The 18,336-nt window shown below is 53.4% G+C and carries 14 protein-coding genes; 8 read left to right on the top strand and 6 right to left on the bottom strand.

Features of this window, described 5'->3' with window-relative positions; translation table 11 throughout:
- Positions 1-118: 118 nt before the first annotated feature.
- The gene (locus tag Q1A43_RS21565; RefSeq protein ID WP_299938811.1) at positions 119-2,533 is read right to left on the bottom strand and encodes a hypothetical protein; all 2,415 of its coding nucleotides are present in this window, start codon (positions 2,531-2,533) and stop codon (positions 119-121) included.
- Positions 2,534-2,878: 345 nt separating this feature from the next.
- Here Q1A43_RS21565 and Q1A43_RS21570 point away from each other — a divergent pair, with 345 nt between their 5' ends.
- Entirely contained in the window at positions 2,879-5,029 is a 2,151-nt protein-coding gene (locus tag Q1A43_RS21570) for a polysaccharide biosynthesis tyrosine autokinase (RefSeq protein WP_299938814.1), read from the top strand.
- 2 nt (positions 5,030-5,031) lie between these two features.
- Here Q1A43_RS21570 and Q1A43_RS21575 read toward each other — a convergent pair whose 3' ends face one another.
- Positions 5,032-6,060: a replication initiator protein A gene (locus Q1A43_RS21575; RefSeq protein ID WP_299938817.1), complete on the bottom strand. Its 1,029-nt coding sequence runs from the start codon at positions 6,058-6,060 to the stop codon at positions 5,032-5,034.
- Between the two features lie 491 nt (positions 6,061-6,551).
- On the opposite strand from Q1A43_RS21575, the gene Q1A43_RS21580 reads away from it, so the two are divergent.
- The 3 genes from Q1A43_RS21580 to Q1A43_RS21590 are packed head-to-tail and all read left to right on the top strand — an operon-like array spanning position 6,552 to position 9,460.
- Positions 6,552-7,340 (top strand): glycosyltransferase family 2 protein, encoded by a 789-nt coding sequence (locus tag Q1A43_RS21580; protein ID WP_299938859.1) that lies wholly within the window; start codon positions 6,552-6,554, stop codon positions 7,338-7,340.
- Between the two features lie 7 nt (positions 7,341-7,347).
- Complete coding sequence (gene gmd, locus Q1A43_RS21585; protein ID WP_299938819.1) at positions 7,348-8,472, top strand: GDP-mannose 4,6-dehydratase; 1,125 nt, start codon at positions 7,348-7,350, stop codon at positions 8,470-8,472.
- A 10-nt stretch (positions 8,473-8,482) separates the two neighbouring features.
- Positions 8,483-9,460: a GDP-L-fucose synthase gene (locus Q1A43_RS21590; RefSeq protein ID WP_299938822.1), complete on the top strand. Its 978-nt coding sequence runs from the start codon at positions 8,483-8,485 to the stop codon at positions 9,458-9,460.
- Here the strand turns inward: Q1A43_RS21590 and Q1A43_RS21595 are convergent.
- The gene (locus Q1A43_RS21595; RefSeq protein WP_299938825.1) at positions 9,453-9,917 is read right to left on the bottom strand and encodes an NUDIX hydrolase; all 465 of its coding nucleotides are present in this window, start codon (positions 9,915-9,917) and stop codon (positions 9,453-9,455) included. The genes Q1A43_RS21590 and Q1A43_RS21595 overlap by 8 nt on opposite strands.
- 424 nt (positions 9,918-10,341) lie before the next feature.
- Between Q1A43_RS21595 and Q1A43_RS21600 the strand changes: the two genes are divergently transcribed.
- Positions 10,342-11,523, top strand: a complete 1,182-nt coding sequence (locus Q1A43_RS21600; protein ID WP_299938828.1) for a polysaccharide biosynthesis/export family protein — start codon at positions 10,342-10,344, stop codon at positions 11,521-11,523.
- 36 nt (positions 11,524-11,559) lie between these two features.
- Here Q1A43_RS21600 and Q1A43_RS21605 read toward each other — a convergent pair whose 3' ends face one another.
- Positions 11,560-12,441 (bottom strand): glycosyltransferase family 25 protein, encoded by an 882-nt coding sequence (locus Q1A43_RS21605; RefSeq protein WP_299938831.1) that lies wholly within the window; start codon positions 12,439-12,441, stop codon positions 11,560-11,562.
- A gap of 230 nt (positions 12,442-12,671) precedes the next feature.
- On the opposite strand from Q1A43_RS21605, the gene Q1A43_RS21610 reads away from it, so the two are divergent.
- Positions 12,672-13,256, top strand: coding sequence for a tetratricopeptide repeat protein (locus tag Q1A43_RS21610; RefSeq protein ID WP_299938833.1), 585 nt, complete (start codon positions 12,672-12,674; stop codon positions 13,254-13,256).
- Positions 13,257-13,270: 14 nt separating this feature from the next.
- Here Q1A43_RS21610 and Q1A43_RS21615 read toward each other — a convergent pair whose 3' ends face one another.
- Entirely contained in the window at positions 13,271-13,594 is a 324-nt protein-coding gene (locus tag Q1A43_RS21615; RefSeq protein ID WP_299938835.1) for a hypothetical protein, read from the bottom strand.
- A gap of 329 nt (positions 13,595-13,923) precedes the next feature.
- On the opposite strand from Q1A43_RS21615, the gene Q1A43_RS21620 reads away from it, so the two are divergent.
- Positions 13,924-15,048 carry an O-antigen ligase family protein gene (locus Q1A43_RS21620; RefSeq protein ID WP_299938838.1) on the top strand — a complete coding sequence of 375 codons (1,125 nt, stop codon included), beginning with the start codon at positions 13,924-13,926 and terminating at the stop codon, positions 15,046-15,048.
- A 63-nt stretch (positions 15,049-15,111) separates the two neighbouring features.
- Complete coding sequence (locus tag Q1A43_RS21625) at positions 15,112-17,388, top strand: polysaccharide biosynthesis tyrosine autokinase (RefSeq protein ID WP_299938841.1); 2,277 nt, start codon at positions 15,112-15,114, stop codon at positions 17,386-17,388.
- Here Q1A43_RS21625 and Q1A43_RS21630 read toward each other — a convergent pair.
- On the bottom strand, positions 17,376-18,332 hold the full coding sequence (locus Q1A43_RS21630; RefSeq protein ID WP_299938843.1) for a glycosyltransferase family A protein: 957 nt from the start codon (positions 18,330-18,332) through the stop codon (positions 17,376-17,378). The two genes, Q1A43_RS21625 and Q1A43_RS21630, sit on opposite strands and share 13 nt — an antisense overlap.
- Positions 18,333-18,336 lie beyond the last annotated feature (4 nt).

Genomic DNA, 18,336 nt, shown 5'->3' on the forward strand with positions numbered 1-18,336 from the left:
GTCTTTAGCCTTGTCCATGCCCCAATGTCTCGGGCCTTGCAAGGTCTACCACCCAGACCAGAAAAAAACCGCCCCTTGGGGCGGTTTTCTGAGGTCTCACTCTTTTTTCGGACCTTTATTAGGTGATCTTGGCAGGGTGCGCATTGTCATCAATTTCACGCCAAGACACTTGGAACGCAATCATTGGATCAAAGGGAGATCCGCCGCTGGTCCAGCCCGTCGAAGTCCCGCGCAATTGCAACACCTCGGTTCCGGAGAAAGGCTGATCTGAGGCATTTGCCGGGGTCACCTCGATCAATTCAACGCTGCAATCCGCACCCGGCCCACCGCCAAGGCTGCTTTCATGTAAGACCCGGCCAAACAGTGGATCCCACGTCGCCTTGTAATAGACGCTATTATACGAGTTGGCCGAATTTCGAATGCCCTTGGCCTCGATTTCCCAGCCCTTGGACGGATCGAGGGTCAGCAAAACATTGTCTGTCATCTCACGCGAACCAGGGATGGTTTTACGGGCGCTGCGCCGGATACGGCATTCCGGACCAATCCCAACAAGCCCGGGGTTTTGGTTGTTGCGCATCCGCACCCCGCCAAGCGGCAATGCAGTTAGCTTGCAATTGTCATGCACCCAGAAGGCAAACTCACTCGGATCGGCATTATGAAGGTCAATCAGAGCCGAACTCGGGCTGGTGACCCCCCGCCAATGGTCTCCTGCAATCTTGATCCCCTGTAGGCGCGGGGTCTGGCTACCGGTGAACGTAAAAATCTCACTGTTGCCAGAGAAATTACACTCAAGAATGTGGTTATTCTGCCAAGTCAGCTGACCCTCATTGCCTGAATTCAGGTTGCATTCCCAAGCCAACAAACGGGCCTGTGTATTGCGAATGGTGTTGTTGGTGACAGAGATATTGGTCGCCGCGTGGGGGGCGCTGGCCCCTTCGCGGCGTATCACTGCACTGCCTGTCTGGCCGATATTGTCCAAAATACACCCTTGGAGCTCCAGCCCATCCATGCCGCGTTGGGTGGTGGAAATCTTCAGGGCTTCTTCGGAGGTATTCACAAGGTGCAACCCCGAAATAGAGCCTTTCCCGACGGCGTTTTGCAGATGAACACCGCATCCGTGCACACTGGCCAGCATGGTCGAGACGCCAAGACTGGCAGCATCCGCGGTGCCAATATTCTTGCCGTACCCACCGGTAATCTGGAAGCCCATCGGCATGGTCGACCCGCCATCAATCCCAAGATCAATAATGCGGTACATGTCGTTCACAAGATTTTCGGCAAAGTTATCGGCCAAAATCGAGAAGGCTGCGCTGCTTTTGTAGGCCGTGCCCTGGCAATTGCGCACAATGTTGTCTGAGATAATCGCAGGCGCAAATGCCGGCGAAACAGCGGTTTCGGCCACCGCAATGCCATCATCCCCTGTGCCATGGACCACGTTTCCGGTGATCACCGTCCCAGCACCCGCATGCAGCACCCAGATTCCGGTATCCCCAATCGAGCCGTAATTATGCGTTCCCCCAGAGACCGGTGGTTTGCCACCAATGCGATTGTCCTTGATGTGAACCGAGCTGGCCTTGGTCACCAATGCGCGATCCACTGAGATCGCCATGTTGTCTGCCGACGGGATAACGGTGTTGAAAATATCTACATCCGAGAACCCTCCGATCGACAACATATCCGACCCGCCCGTCCGAACCGGGTTGCGGTTCAAATCAAGGGTGATCCCGTCAATGACACACCGTTTACCGCTGGTCGCCGTGTTGCGTACCGATAGATAGCGCCGATTTGTTGCCGGGGTCGGGTGCGTAAAGACAATATGCGTGCCATCGCCCCGAATTTGCACATCCTTCACCACATCGCTTTCGATGTTGAAAGTGGCAGAGCTACGCAGTGTCCCGCGAGGAAAGACAACTTCGACGGCACCGTCATAGGTGGACAGCGCCTCGGCCATCCGAGTGAACGACTGGCCGTTATCCGTGCCGGAAGTCCCGGTTGGGTCACTATCGGCCACCACCCCAAAGGCAGAGGCATGCCAGATGCTACCAGAAACCTTCAGGCGAACGCCCCCGGCCGTCTCGGTATGGTAATCTGCGTCTTCTGCATCAACGACACGGAAATCGGTATTTTCCTGAAGGACCCGCAGGACAGCCCCTGGCCTAATCCGCCGCTGGCCGGTTTGTTCGGAATAAGATAGCGAGCTGTCTTCCAGAAGATGCGACATAGACAAGAACACGCGGCGGTACCCCTGCTCGGCCTCCGCCGAAACTTCGATATCGGGAACGTCATGCAAAACGTCATTGCCAGAATCCGTAATGACAACCCGATAGGCCCCATCGATCAGATAGCTCAGTTCGAATTGGCCATGCTCATCGGCAACAATAGGTTGCGCCATTGTCACCGTTAAATTCGGGTCCGCATAAATAGGGGCCAGAATATCGCTGTTAGCTTGAAAGAAACGCGCCCGCCGGCCCGCCGTTCCATTACCGCTATAATCAGCGACTTGCGCCGTGTTATTCAAATTAACAAGTCCCATATCGCTCTCCTCAAGGGTGCCGAACAGAAAAGGGGCCAAGGCCCCGTTTGCCTAAGACCATGATTTTGAAACATGTGAACTTTCTGAAGGCAGCGTACGCTGGCCAATACTGGCGCAACGGCACACAGGTCTTGCTGTAATCACAAAGGCCATGTTACGGCTCGCTTCAGGGTCGGGTTTATCGGCTCGATTGAAAAAGCGCCTTGAGTACCAACCCATTGACCCCGCGCAGAACAAAACCGCCGTGCTGGCAACACATCCCCTGTCACGTCCTTTGTCACGTCGTGCTTCTTTTGGATGGCACACGGAACTGGCCGGTCCTGACGCGATGAAAGAAACAAAGCCATGATGCCCGTCGATAATCGCCCTGACGTCACGATGCCGGATTTTGCAACGCAATCCGCATCGCAAAACGGTTATTCAATGAATTTTGCGGCCCTGCTGAATCATCTTTGGTCTGGGAAATGGCAGATTGCTCTGATCACGCTTACCGCCATTATCGGTGCTTGGTATTATACTTCGAACATGATCGTGCCCACCTATAGCTCGACCGCAAAAATCATGATTGAATCGCGCGAGGAACAGGTGGTCAATCTCGATAGCGTTGTCAGCGGTCTCGCTTCGGCCGATAGCGCCGCCATCAATTCTGAAGTTGAAGTGCTGCGCAGTCGCCGCTTGCTTGGCAAAGTGGTCGACAAACTCAACTTGCTCGATGATCCAGAATTCAATCGCTACTTGCGCGAAACCGGTACCAGGCGGCAGATCACAAATAAAATTCGCTCCACCTTGGGCCTATCAGTTCTGGAACGCGCCACTCCGGAACCCGCTGTGGTCCGGGCCGATGCGGTTTCTGAACTGCGCGACGCTGTACGTATCCGCAATATCCCATCAACCCTTGTCTTCAATATCAGCTTGACCAGTACCGACCCTCAAAAGGCGACTTTGATCGCCAACACTTTGGCTGATCTCTATATTCTCAACCAAATCGAGGTAAAGTTCGAGGCAACGGAGCGGGCAACCAACTGGCTCACTGGCCGAGTAGGTGAATTGCAAGATTCCCTTGAAAACGCCGAGGCCGAGCTCAAGACATTCCGCGCCCGGGCCGAGATTGTGAATGCCGAAAGCTTGGTTGCTCAAGAGCAGCAGCTCAAAGATTTGCGCGAAAGAATTACATCCCTTGAGGTCGCCATCGACGTGGCACAAACGCGGATCACAACATTAGAAAGCGCCCAGACCCCGAAGGAAAAGGCCGATCTTTCCGAAGATCCAAGATTGTCCCAGCTTTTGCCACGGATCAGCAGCCCGACAATCAAATCAACCTTTGACGCCCGGTTTGAAGCCACGAAAACGCGGGCCCAGACCGAATTGCGCAACCTTCAGGCCCGAATTGTCACTCTGCGGGCGGCCTATACAAAACAGGCCGAACAGGTCGCGCAGCAAAGCCAGGACCTGATCCATATCGAACAGCTCGCCCGAGAGGCCGAAGCCAGCCGTTTGCTCTATGAGCATTTTCTAACCCGTCTGAAGGAGACCGCCGCACAGCAGGGTATCCAGCAAGCAGATGCGCGGATTTTATCCGAGGCCGTAGTGCCCAAAATCCCCGCAGCCCCGGACAAGGGATTGATCATCTCGATGTGGGGAATTTTGGGGGTCTTGGCGGGGATCGCGCTAATCACTGCACGTGTTTTCCTGAAAAGAACCTTTGTCACGGCGCAATCTCTAGAAGGGTTTACCAAGACCACCGTTATGGGGGCCATCCCCCGCATCCGGGCGCGCCGTCGGATCGAAACACTCCAGTATTTGGTTGAAAACCCCGCCTCAGAGGTCTCAGAAGCCATTCGAAACCTGCGCACCTCCATTTTGTTGAGTAACGTTGATAGCGAACCTAAAGTCATTGCTCTGACGTCCGCTCTGCCCGGAGAGGGCAAGACCACCGTTGCCATGGCTCTGGCGCATAATTTTGGCCGAATGGGCAAAAAGACATTGCTGGTCGAAGGCGACATTCGACGTCAGATTTTCTCCCAGTATTTCGGAAAAGAAGACGACAGTTCTGGGTTTATGGACGTGTTGACCGGCGAACGCCCGTTGGATGATGTTGTCGAACATTCCCCATTAATTGCCTGTGATATCTTGCGCTCCGCCACATTGGACCGAAACAAAATCAACGCTGCGGATTTGTTTTCCTCAAACAAATTCCAGGATTTGGTTCAGATGATGCGCGATAAATATGACTGTGTCATCATTGATACCCCGCCGGTTCTCATCGTGCCGGATTCCCGGATCATCATGCAATACGCAGATACGTGCCTATACGTGGTGAAATGGAATGCCTCGACACGCCAAGAGGTCACCGACGGGCTACGTTTGCTGACGCATTTTGGCCAGCGTGTCCAAGGTCTTGTTCTCAATAATATCGATAGCCGACGCTTGAACCGCATGGGGTATGGCACGTCATATGGGGCTTATGCCAAATATGGCGGCAAATACTATAATTGACGTCACGGGTTTCCGCGACGCTCAAACCACTTTCGACAGAACCCCAAAAACGCCATTTCCGGATTGCGTGGAATAGCCGTGGCCCAGCTGCGCCACTCCGTCTCAATCATGCGCACATCCCAGCCTGGGGCCGCCTGACGTGCCATTTCATATACATCCGGGTCAAGCGACGGGATATTGACGTGCTCGGCAATGTCGCGTCCGACGGTGCCGCGGGATCTGACAACCATATGGTCGCGCACTTCGTCAATCTCGATCCGGTAATCGGGCATATGACTATATTCTGCGTCTTCTTTTGCAATGGCCGAAACCAACCGTCGGAACTCCCGTAGGGTTGACCCCGAGCCACATTTCTTTTGCAGCACAGCCATGGAAATCCGCCAATCTTTTTGCCGTCCACAATGCTTGCGCGCCAATTCATAAATCCGCCGCTCCAACGGCTTGCGCAGCCGAAAATACTCTCGGCTCAGCGTCAGAACCTCTTGGGCACGGATCGCATTAAAGACCCAGTCCGACAACTTGACCTCAACCTCTTGCATGCGGCCTTCGCGGCTTTCGCGCACAATCTTGGCCCGCTCAATCAGACCAAAGGTTTCAAAGATTTCTTGGCCGCCTGTGCTGATATTGGTTGAAATCCGGGTGCCCGCCAGCCGCTCCATCGCCGCCTTGAGCAAGCTATACCCACGTCCTGTGGTCATGCGGTTGGTGGCCTTTAGCAGGTCAGAGGCCTGAAAGCGGATCACCTGCTGGGGCTCCTTACCGTCATTCATGCCTTTGATGAGGCTGGAGATGCAGTAAATCAAAATATCGCGGTCATGCACTGTGGCCAAGCCATCAACCGATGGTTTGATTTCCACTGTGACGCCATTGTGTTCATAGCGGCGCGGGCGTGTGTCTGGCTTGGTGGACAGCGAAAAGATCGGATGTTCCATTGATCCCAAATCGCCCTTTGGGGCCGCATCTAGAATATCACAGACAAAGAAATCACCCTGCGGATGACGGTCGGGTAGCAGTGGATAATCGGCGGTCATGGCGCTCGTCCCTTCGACACTTCACACACGGGGCAGCTTATAACGACATTTCACACACGCCAAGCCGAAAACGACATTTCACACACGGGTGCAACGACACTTCACACATGGGTCGGCAAAAGGGGGGAGCTGTATTTCAAGGCAAACAAGTCCTGTGACTCGTTGTTTTTAAAGCGATTCTCGAATCACCACTTTACCCACAGGGAATCACCACTTTACCCACAGGGAATCACCACTTTACCCACACGGAATCACCACTTTACACACGGGCCATGACCGTAATGCGTTGAAAAACAAAAGATAAACGCCGTTCAAAAAGCCCGTAACACTATAACTAACACATATCTAACACCCCATTCTGAACGTCCCACCGTTCTTCGTGATCTGTGATTTATCACCTGCGTTGATGCCTAGTCTTAAACCAACAGCCACAATGTGCTTTCTGAAACCCATCAGACTTATGCTCTTTCCCTTGTGTCTTCACGTTGAAGATGTCACCCGAGTCCCATTCATCTGTTTTTTGCGGAGATAGTTTTTTGCTAAAGATTTCGGTCGTTACAGCAGTATTCAATCGTGCTGATACCATTGCGCAGGCAATTTCCAGTGTTGCAGATCAAAGCCACCCCTCTGTCGAACACATCATTCAGGATGGCGGGTCTACGGATGGAACTTTGGATACCATTCGGCAAATATCCGGCCCTTCTGTTTCCCTCCAGAGCGCTCCTGATCACGGTATATATGACGGGATCAACAAAGGCCTGGCGAGAACAACAGGTGACATTGTCGGGCTTATGCATTCAGACGATATGTTTGCGAGCTCAGAGATATTGTCCAAAGTTAGTGATGTGATGTCTGATCCTGCCATTGATGGGGTTTATGGGGATCTTGACTATGTCGGTGCTGAGGATCCCACCCGCATCATCCGAAAGTGGCGCTCAGGGGCCTATAGCCCCGCCCGGTTGCGCTATGGCTGGATGCCCCCTCATCCCACACTCTATCTGCGGCGACATGTTTTGGATCGTTGGGGCGTGTATGATACGTCTTTTCGTATCGCGGCTGATTATGATGCGATGCTGCGTTACTTGGTAAAGGGACAGATTAACCTCTCATATGTGCCCGATGTTTTCGTCAAAATGCGGGTTGGCGGAGAAAGCAATAAATCGCTGGCCAAAATCGCCCAGAAAAGCCGGGAAGACTATCGCGCCATTCGGAGGAATGGTGTAGGAGGGATCGGTACGCTTGTTTGCAAAAACCTTTCCAAAATCCAACAATTTTTTTGAGACTTCGATGACCAAACGCGCATTAATTACCGGTATTACCGGGCAAGACGGATCTTATCTCGCCGAATTTCTTTTGGAAAAAGGGTATGAGGTACACGGTATCAAACGCCGGGCATCTTCGTTTAACACCCAGCGCGTGGATCACATCTATGAGGACCCTCATACCGATCAGGCCCGCTTCAAACTTCATTATGGTGATCTGACCGATACATCTAACCTGACGCGTATCATCCGCGAGGTCGAGCCCGATGAGGTTTATAACCTTGGCGCGCAATCCCACGTCGCCGTCAGCTTTGAAGCCCCTGAATACACCGCTGATGTTGATGCCATGGGCACTTTGCGACTGCTCGAAGCAATCCGCTTCTTGGGGCTTGAGCAAAAGACCCGATTTTATCAAGCCTCGACCTCCGAGCTTTATGGTCTGGTTCAGGAAACGCCGCAGCGCGAAACCACGCCATTCCACCCACGCAGCCCCTATGCGGTGGCAAAGATGTACGCCTATTGGATCACAGTAAACTACCGCGAAGCTTATGGCATGTATGCTTGCAACGGCATCCTGTTTAACCACGAGTCCCCCCGCCGGGGCGAAACATTTGTGACCCGCAAAATCACACGCGGGTTGGCCAATATCGCCCAAGGGCTCGAAGATTGCCTATATATGGGCAACATTGATGCGCTGCGCGATTGGGGCCATGCCAAAGACTATGTGCGCATGCAGTGGATGATGCTGCAACAAGACCAGCCTGATGATTTTGTCATTGCCACCGGTGTGCAATACAGCGTGCGTGAATTTATCCTTTGGTCGGCGCGTGAATTGGGCATTGAGCTGGAATTCAGGGGTACTGGTACCGATGAGATCGCCGTCGTGGCCGCCATTCGCGGTGACGATGCGCCGGCGCTCAAAGTGGGTGATGTGATTTTACGCATCGACCCGCGTTATTTCCGCCCGGCCGAGGTCGAAACTCTGCTGGGGGATCCGACCAAAGCCAAGGAACGTCTTGGTTGGGTGCCTGAAATTACCGCCCAAGAGATGTGTACGGAAATGGTCCGTGATGATCTGGTCGCAGCCAAACGCCATGCCTTGCTCAAGGCACATGGCATGGACGTACCCGTGTCACTCGAAAATAGCTAAGGGGCAGACCATGCAAAAGGTGTATGTCGCCGGCCATCGCGGCATGGTGGGCGGGAGTATTCTCAAACGGCTACAGGCCCGACAAGAGGCTGGCCAAGGCCTCGAAATAGTGACCCGCACATCATCGGACCTGGATCTTAAGGATCAGGCCGCTGTGCGCGATTTCTTTCAGAGCGAAAAGCCTGATGCGGTGATTTTGGCGGCGGCCAAGGTTGGTGGGATCATGGCCAACAACACCTATCCGGCTCAGTTTATCTATGAAAACCTGATGATTGAATGCAATGTCATCCATCAGGCCTTTGATGCCGGTGTGCAGCGCCTGTTGCAGTTGGGATCTTCCTGTATCTACCCCAAAGCCGTGCCCCAGCCGATGCGCGAGGACGCGCTTTTGACAGGGACACTAGAGCCCACCAACGAACCTTATGCGATTGCCAAGATCGCCGGGATCAAGCTTTGTGAGAGCTATAACCGCCAATATGGCACCGATTATCGATCTGTTATGCCGACCAACCTGTATGGGCCTGGCGACAACTTTCATCCCGAGAACTCCCATGTGTTGCCCGCACTTATCCGTCGGTTCCATGACGCAGCTCAGGATGGGCTGGATGAGGTGCAGATTTGGGGCAGCGGCAAACCGATGCGTGAGTTCCTGCACGTGGATGACATGTCCGCGGCGTCGCTCTTTGTCTTTGATCTTGATAAGCCCACTTATATCGCCAATACTGAACCGATGCTGAGCCATATCAATGTGGGGTCTGGTCGCGATGTGACCATTCTGGAATTGGCACAGATGATCGCGCAGGTGACAGGTTTTAAAGGCGAAATCACAACCGACCCGTCCAAGCCGGATGGGACTATGAAAAAGCTTATGGATGTGTCGCGACTGGCTGATATGGGGTGGCGGGCCTCGATTGATCTCGAAGAGGGGATCAAGGAAACCTATGATTGGTTCTTGGATCAAGGTCTTGAGACATTGCGGATCAAGTAACGCCGACTGGGGTGTTCTTGTGCTTTAGATAGGCCGCAACACAGTCCTGTAATTCCGGCACTGCGTGAGGATGGGCGAGGAATTGGGGGATTGGCATCATGCGCCAGTATTGGCCTTCGTCTCCAAAAACAATGTGCTGCACGGTTTCATCGTCGATGTCAGCGACAAAGAAGGCCACTTCGCGCCGCGCAAGACCTCCGGCGGCAGGGGCCCAATAGCTGGTTTCATAGATCAGATGATCAGGGTCAATTTCGAGGCCAAATTCCTCTTGGGTTTCCCGAAGCGCACAGGTCTGAGATGTTTCATCGGGCTCTCGAACGCCGCCGGGCAAGTCCCACTGACCCGGATTGGGGATTTCCGGCTTATTGTCCCGTAAATAGGTAATGATCTCTGATCCGCAAAGAAGTGCAATTTTAGCACCTTGCAGATTGGTACTATTGGCGATTGCTCCGCGCATGGGGGGGCTCCTTGAGGGGCGGCATTGATGGCATGTTCATGGGGTTTCTGAAGGTTGGCATATAAGTTTCTGTTTTTAAAGTTAATTTCATGATCTACCCAAATCATTTGAAAGACGGTGACCGTTTTGCGTTGCGGCCACAATCAAAGGGCTGGTAATGCGTCTTATGTTAAAATTATACCGTTGACGTTTCTGACGATAGGCACATTGGGCAGGCAGTGCATGGGGTCACAGCATAATCTAAAGCGGCGGTTGATCTATTTTGCGCATAAGAGCGCATGGGAGGATTGAGGGTCTAAGGTCACAGTTTCTATTAACTGTTTAACCATGAGAAACAAAACTTGCCCAACAAGGGGGCTTGTTTAGTAAGAGTATATTGAATTTTTTAGGGACGGATTTGATGCAGCGGGTCTCAATTTTAGTGTTGTCTGCGGTATTAGGGCTTGTCGGTTGCGGCGGTGCAGGCCCGGATGTGATGTCAATTCAGTCGGGCACAAAGAGCGTGGTCGACGCAAGCGCAACGCAAGATGCGACGGCTGAAGACAGCCCCTATGTTTTGGTGGAAGCAGACCGAGACATGGCCGTATCCTTGAGTAGCGCGTTGATTGAGCGTGAAAAACGAGCGTTTTACCCGCGCGGTGGCCCTGCCCCGATCTTGGTGGGCCGTGGTGATATAATTTCGGTGGCTATTGTAAGCACGTCGGATTCTGGCTTTGTCGATTTTACCAGCGCCTCGATCGCGCCGATCTCGCAGACAGAGCTTGCCCCGCAAGAAGTGGGTGCTGATGGCATGATCCGCGTCCCACCTTTGGGTCGTGTGCGCGTGGTTGGACGTAGCACGTCACAGATTGAGAATGGGCTGACTGCGCGCTTGTCCAATGTGTTGGTTGATCCGTCGGCCATTGTTTCGATTGCGGATCGGCGCAGCGCCAAAGTTGCGGTGGTTGGCAAGGTTGGAAGCGCAGGTAAATATTCCATAGATGAAACCAATCTGCGCCTTTTGGATATGGTCAACAGTGCCGGTGGTCCCGATGAGCGTTCTGAAAACTTGCGGGTGTCTCTGAGCCGCCAGGGCGATACCCGCACGACCTCCTTGGACGCGGTGCTGCGCAACGACAATATGAATGTCTTTGTAAAGCCCGGTGACGTTTTGGAGCTTGAGACCCCTGAAGACAGAATTGTTGTTTTAGGGGCTGGCGCGTCATCCAACAGCACCATGATCGTAAACCTGCCTGATGCCACTTTGACCGACGTGCTTGGGAATGCCGGCGGGTTGGCTGGACGTACGGCAAGCCGCAAAGGTGTGTATGTTTATCGCGAAATGCCGGTTAGCCTGCTGCAAAAAATTGGGGCGGATGTTTCGGAATTCACCGGTGTGTTTGGCGGGAAATATGACAGTAGAACGGTCCCGACAATTTTCCGGTTTGATATGACCAAGCCGGATTCCCTGTTTATCGCCAAGGCCTTCCGCATGTTGGACAATGACATTCTCTATATCGCACCAAGCCTGCGCGACGCCGTTTTGGCTCTCACGGCCTTTGTTCCTGGGCCTTCGGCTTATGTTGGCGCAAGCGATGTCGGACCGTCTCAGGTCTTTGTGCCATAAGGCTATCTTGGGTATCCTGGGCCCCGATTTGGGGCCCTACGGGATGATAAATGGCACAGTTCGTTTCATTTGCTGCGGGAGCATCCGTGCCCGAAAGGCAGCCGAGGCGATGACTCTCTGAGAGAGAGTTCTGCGGTGTCGTGGCGGGTGATCTGCCTGTTTGTTGCCCCCTCCAGCGGCCTCAAAGATCAGCCTGTCTTGTTGTAGACTGCTGTCCAAGGTTGGATCTTGGGTGAACAATATCGGATCACAATAGAAGAAATGGTCAAAATGCCCGAGCTTCTGTCGTTGGTGCCACCAATCACACATGACTGTCAGTGGGGTGTTCAACACGGTCATTTGCTCTGCTGCGGCTTTAGAAATGAAATAGGCGTGGGCCAAATACTGCCAAGGCGGCACGTCCAAGCATTGAAATAGTTGGGGCCCGGTGGACTGAGGACGGTTACTGCGGCTGACAACTCGTCGACGGGTTGTGGTGAAAGTATAGGCGTCATCGATGCCGAGATGGGCGACAAATGACCCACCAGCGGCAGCAAATGGGTGTAACCGGGCCGCGATGTTTTCCAGATGAGAGAGGACGTCAGGAGTTGCAGGAACAAGGTCATCCTCAAGGACCAGCATCAAGTCATCTGAGGATTGGGCAAGCTTTTGGGCGACATTGCGGTGGGACAAAGAACAGCCAATAGCAGTAGAGCCGGGAAGATGACCGCAATTGGCTTGGTACTGCTCTGCGTTGATCAGGCTCCGAGCATCTTCCAAAGGGGTGCCGCGCATATCCACGGCGTGAAAATGGCCATCTACCCAGCTCTTGGGAATGCCACGGTCGCGCAATAGGTCACGGCGATCCGTTTGACTGAGCAAAGAGATCAAGGAGACAGGAACGGCGGTGCCATTCGCATCCAAAACAGGTGGAGGCATATCCATTGGCCTTTTTGGGAGTGGTTTGCTCTATCGTCCTGATTTATAACTATATTTGGTTTTTAGGTCGATGATTTTTGTCAATCCAGATTGACTTATATTTTTGCAACGACATGGTGTTGCAAGAGCGTTTATTGGGCTCTCTTCAGGTGGTGATTAGGACGATTATACGCGACCTGACGACAGAAATATGGTACCAGTTTTTCCGTATAAATAAGAGATTGACACGAATGACACGTTATTTGACCACAGCCTCATTGCTTGGGCTGTTTGGTATTTCTGGCTATATGCTATTGGCCATATTAGCAGGAAGCCCCGCTTTTAACGCGACATTGCGCGAAGATAACGTCTTTGGCGTTTCTCAGCTCAGATTTAGCGCCCCGATGTATGACCGTCCGGCTTATCTCTTTCAGATTGGAACAAGCTATTTGCGGGCTGATCTTGTGCTCTCGACCGGCGAGGGGGGCGATGATCTTGGTCTGGCCTCTATGGAAACGGCGCTCGAGCGGGCAACGCAGGCGGTGTCCTATTTCGAACGCAGTTTGGCTTTGGCTCCGGGGGATGCGCATGTTTGGACGTCGTTGGCGTGGGCACATACGCTTCTGAATGAAACAGATGAGGCCCGAGTGGCGTTAGCACATTCTTGGGAATTGGCTCCGTTCCACCAACAATTGGCGGGGCGGCGGCTGGATTTGGCGGATGTGCTTTATGCGTGGGATACGCCTGAACTGACGATCAAACCCACAGAAAAAGAAACGCGATCGCTGGATCGCGACCGCGCCTTACTAGAACGGAATGGGAGGGCGCCGTTCTGAAACGGCACCAACTCTTAGCTGCGGCTGACGGGCAGATCAAAATACTCTACGAGGGCCAGCAAGCGCGATTCCGGGAACCGGTCGATCAAGCGAAGGAATACAGTCATCTGACGCAGGCGCCCATTCTGGAGACGCAGCAAGCGTTGCAAAATCGCGGCCTCGGACGCGGTCGCGGCATCTGCAATATCATCCTGAGTGTCGGCAATGCCGGCTTCTGCTTCAGAGATACGAATGATGAGGGCGGCCGACACCTCTTCAGGGGTCAGCGCCTGAGCGCTGGGGGTCGAAAATGCGATCAGTGCTGCGGCGATCGCAGCTGCAAATATTTTACGGGTCATGATAACCTCAAATAGGCATGAATTTTATGTAAGCTAGTTTACAAATACCAACTTGCTCACCACAAGGAAAGAACATGTTTCTAAAAAGGCCCGTATGAATGGGGCAAATACTCGAAAAGCTATTGAATTTATCTCAAAAAACGGTTGTTTGGCTTGTTTTTCTGGTAATGGCTCTGTCGGTCTTGGCCTTTGGTGGCAACAGACCGGTCGTTTGGACGCTTATGGCATTGGCTGTGGTACTGCTTTTAAGTGTGCAGCTCCTTATTGATGCCACTAAGGCGCGACCGATTCCTTTTAATCGGCTTTGGCTTCCGGGTCTTTTGCTTTTGATGACCCTTATTTGGGCGATGCTACAGGCTTGGACCGGGCTTCCAGCGGAATGGTCACACCCTGTTTGGGCGACGGTCCCGTCTGAAACCGGAACCGTGTCGGCAGACCCGAGTGCGGCGACACATGGTGTTTTGCGGCTGGCTTGTTATGCCCTTATTTTTTGGATCGCACTGCGGGCCACGGCCGATCGCGTCACCGCGCATTTATTCTTGAAGTTGTTTGCACTGTTTTCCACGCTCTTGGCGCTGTTTGGCATGTATGCTTGGATGACCGGCAACAATGTGATTTTGGGCGATCAAGCCCGCGAGCTTTCCGCGAGTTTTGTCAATCGCAACAGCTATGCGACGTTTGCCGCTTTTGGCCTATTGGCGAATTTGGCGGCCTATTCGATGCAGCAGCGCCGCTCCGGCGGAACGGCGAAAGCGGCCTTGCGCAATTTCCTAGAGGGCTTTTTTAGTGGCGGCTGGATCTGGGCCTTTGGCATGCTGGTATGTGCAGGCGCATTGATGATGACGCAGTCGCGTGCCGGCGGAGCCGCAGGTTTAATTGGCTTGCTCAGTTTCGTGGCGATCTACCGGATTGGTGATGGAGCGCGGTCATGGCTCGGTCTGGCGTTTTTGGCTCTTGTTGGCGTTTTGGCTATTGGGGCCACCGCTGGTGGTGGTTTTCTGGATCGCGTGCTTACCACGTCGGGCGAAGACGCACGGTTTGCGATCTATCCTATGGTCGTCCAAGGGATCATGGATCGCCCGCTTTTGGGGCATGGATTGGGGGCGTTTGAGGACGCGTTTCGATCTTATGTTCCGCTTGAGGCCGCAACCGGCGAGTGGGATATGGCCCACAATTCGTATCTCGAAAACATATTTGAATTAGGTATGGTTGCAGCGGGGGCGTTTTATATCGCGCTGGGGCTGGTCGTCTATCAGATTTGGCTCGGCCTAAGGGGGCGTGTAAGATCCCGTGCGGTGCTGGCGTTTTCTTTTGCTTGTGTGGTAACTGCAGCAATGCATGCAGCCTTTGATTTTAGCTTGCAAATGCCCGGGCTGGCTGCGTTTTTCGCGTTTTTTCTTGGGATGGGATATGCTCAGAGCTTTCGCGAAGGCGAGATGAGTGAACAAAATTAATTAGACGGTCATAACCGTTCAAATGGGTTGGGGGCAGGCTCCCGGTTGGAACAGGAAACACAGATGCAACAGGCTCCTTTTGGCAGTGTGCCCCATTCACGTGCAGATCAAGATACTGAAGACGAGGGCGGCATTAATATTCGCGTGGTGGCGGCGACGCTGTGGCGGGGAAAATGGATTATTGCCATTTGTGTGCTGTTGTCTTTGACTTTGGCATTTTTCCGGGTGAGCCAGCAGGTTCCGTCCTATCGTGCAGCAGCCAAGGTGATTTTCGACCTTGAGCGCCGCAACATCACCGATATTGAAGAAGTGATCTCTACGGGCCGCGTCTCTCGGGAGCGGTTGCGCAATGAACTTGAGGTCTTGCAGTCTACCGCTTTGATTGAGCGGGTGATTGACGATTTGGAGCTTGAGAAAAATCCAGTTTTCAATCCGAGTTTGCGTCCCCCTGAGCCGTCTTTCCGACAGACGTATTTGCCGTGGATAACGCTGCCGCCCGAGGTCAATGAACTGGCAAGCAGCATGGGGCTCATCTCCCCTGCCCCGCCGCCGCCAGACCCTGAAACAATCGCCCGGCGTCAGAGGTTGAATATTATTGTTCGTGTGCGCAATGGGCTGCAACTGGTGCCCATCCGCAATTCGACAATTATTGAAATCGGCTTTGTTTCGAGCAACCCACAGCTGGCGGCCAAGGTCGCCAATGCGATGGCTGACCAATATATTGTGGAGCAGTTAGAGGGTAAGCTTGAGGCGACGCGGTCAGCAACGGATTGGCTCAGCACGAGGGTGCAAGAGCTGCAAGACAAGGTTGAGACCACCGAAAATGAGATACTGTCTGTGCGCGCCCAGATTGCCAAGGATGCGGGACAATCCCTCGAAATCACCCGTGTGCGTTTGGCCGAACTGAATGCTGCGCTGAGTGACGCACAATCGCGCGAGTTTAGCCAATCCGCCCAATATAACCGGTTGGTTTCGGCACTGGAAGGGCGTGCGGATATCGGTACAATTCCTGAATTTCGGGCCTCTGCAATCATCAGCGGGTTTCGCCAGGATGAAAGCGAGCTGATGTCGCGTATCGCCGCGTTGGGGGCCTCGGTTGGCGAAGATCACCCGTCTATGCAGCGGTTGAACGCACAGCTGCTTGATGTGCGCCGCAAGATGCTGGATGAAGCACAAAAGCTTGTTGAGGCCGTGCGGGTTGAGCGCGATGCTGCCCAAACAGAAGCACTTGCATTGATCAATAATGTGCGTGACTTGGAGCAAAAAGCGCTCCTACAAAGTACCGCTGAAATTCAATTGCAGCAGATGGAGCGACAGGCGCAGGCGTCCAAGTTGCTTTATGAAAACTTCCTTGGGCGTCTGCAAGAAACAGCCCAGCAAGAAAGTTTGACCAGTGCGGATGCACGGGTGATTACCCCGGCCGAAGTTCCCCGCAGTGCTCTGGCGCAGAGCCGCAAGCGCGTGCTGACAACCGGCGCGATCATGGGCCTCATCTTGGGGGTCGGGGCTGTGATACTGATCAACAAATTGAATAACACGTTCCGCTCACCGGCGCAGGTGGAAGAGATCCTGGGCTTGCCCGTACTTGGGGGATTGCCGGCCGCAGGTCACAAACTGGCCCGCAAGGATGTGATCGAAATGTTCTTGGAGAAGCCAACCTCATCGTTGGCCGAAGCCGTCCGAAATTTCCGAACGTCGGTGTTGTTGACCAATATCGACAAGCCTCCACAAACGGTCATGGTCACGTCATCGATCCCGTCGGAAGGGAAATCTACGACATCGGTCCTTCTGGCATTGACCAGCCAACAGATGGGGCGATCGACCATTCTTGTGGACTGCGATTTTCGCCTCCCCTCTATGGCTAAGATTTTGAAGATTGATGCCGATAAACCCGGGATTTTGTCTTTGATGAACGGCACGGCCGAACTTGATGATGTCATGAGCGTCGAACCTAGATCCGGGTTGCACGTGCTCATGGCGCGCCCTCAGGAGGCTGCAATCACATTGAACCCGGCGGACGTGTTGTCCTCGCAAAAGTTCAAGGATTTGCTGGATGATCTACGCTCAAAATATGATTTGGTGATCTTGGATACCCCCCCTGCCCTTGTGGTGAGTGATGCCCGGATTGTGTCCAAAGTGGTGGATACGGTGGTTTACATGATCAAGTGGGACAGCACGCCCCACGGTGTTGTGAAAGAAGGCGTCAAGGAATTGCGCTCTATTGATGCGCCTATCGCCGGGACGGTTTTGACCATGATTGATGAGGAAAAAGCCACCAAATACTCATACGAAGGCTATGGATATCACCGCGGGCGGTATCGCGACTATTACCTTGACTGAATCTGGTGCTTGGCGGTTTGGGGGCGCAGCTTAGCCCAGGCCAATTTGGCCCGGAGAGCTGTGCCAAGCCCCAGCGTATTGCAGAGGGCTTGAAACACCCAACGTTCTTGGGTCAGGTGAAGCCTGGGAAAGTGGCCCGAGATTTTGTCGACTAAGGCTTTTTCGATGGCCTCTGGGTTTTGCGGGCGGCCCATGTTCCAGCAGGCTAGCCACGCTTTATAGACAGCATAGTGCACCAGAGCTTGGGCCTGGGCTTGTGTCTGCGGGGCTGGCATCGTTTCGATCATGCGGGCAAGATTTGTGTCGGCGTCATTCCAACTGCGGCCTGTCATGGTGGAATTCGCCCTGATTTTCCAGATACCCCAAAGATTTGGAGTATGCGCAAAGCGGTAACCTGATGCGGCGGCGGCGATGATATGCGCCTTGTCTTCGTACAAAGAGAGATCCGTCTGAAAGGGGATTTCCGCGATTTCCGCGGGATAAACCACGGCATTTAGCTGTACGAAATTGTCGATGAAATAGCACATGGGATCCTGTTCTAGGGTCTCTGTGCTAACCTGTGATCGCACCGGGGGCGCGGCAAAGTGGTAGGTGTCGAAATCTCCGAAAAAGATCGTACGCGGAGGGGGATTTTCCGAAAGTGCGGCCTTGATATTTGGGACGATGTCCAAGGGCATTGGGTCGTCGATGTCTTGAAACTTGAAAAAGTCGCCTTGATGAGCGCCCATCAAGACATTGCGGGCATTTGACAATCCGCCGTTCTTTTCGAGCTGGATGACGGTTGCGCCGTGCTGTCTCAGGATTTGGTCGGTTTCATCTGTGCTGCCGTCATTGACAAACAAGACTTCGTCAAATGGCTGTTCAAGCTGTTCTAAGTTGGCAAAGAAAGCTTCGCAGAATTGCGCCCCATTATAGACAGGAACTAGCAGTGAAAGGCTCGGCATGAAG

The sequence above is a fragment of the uncultured Pelagimonas sp. genome (assembly GCF_947498515.1).
GTDB lineage: Bacteria > Pseudomonadota > Alphaproteobacteria > Rhodobacterales > Rhodobacteraceae > Pelagimonas.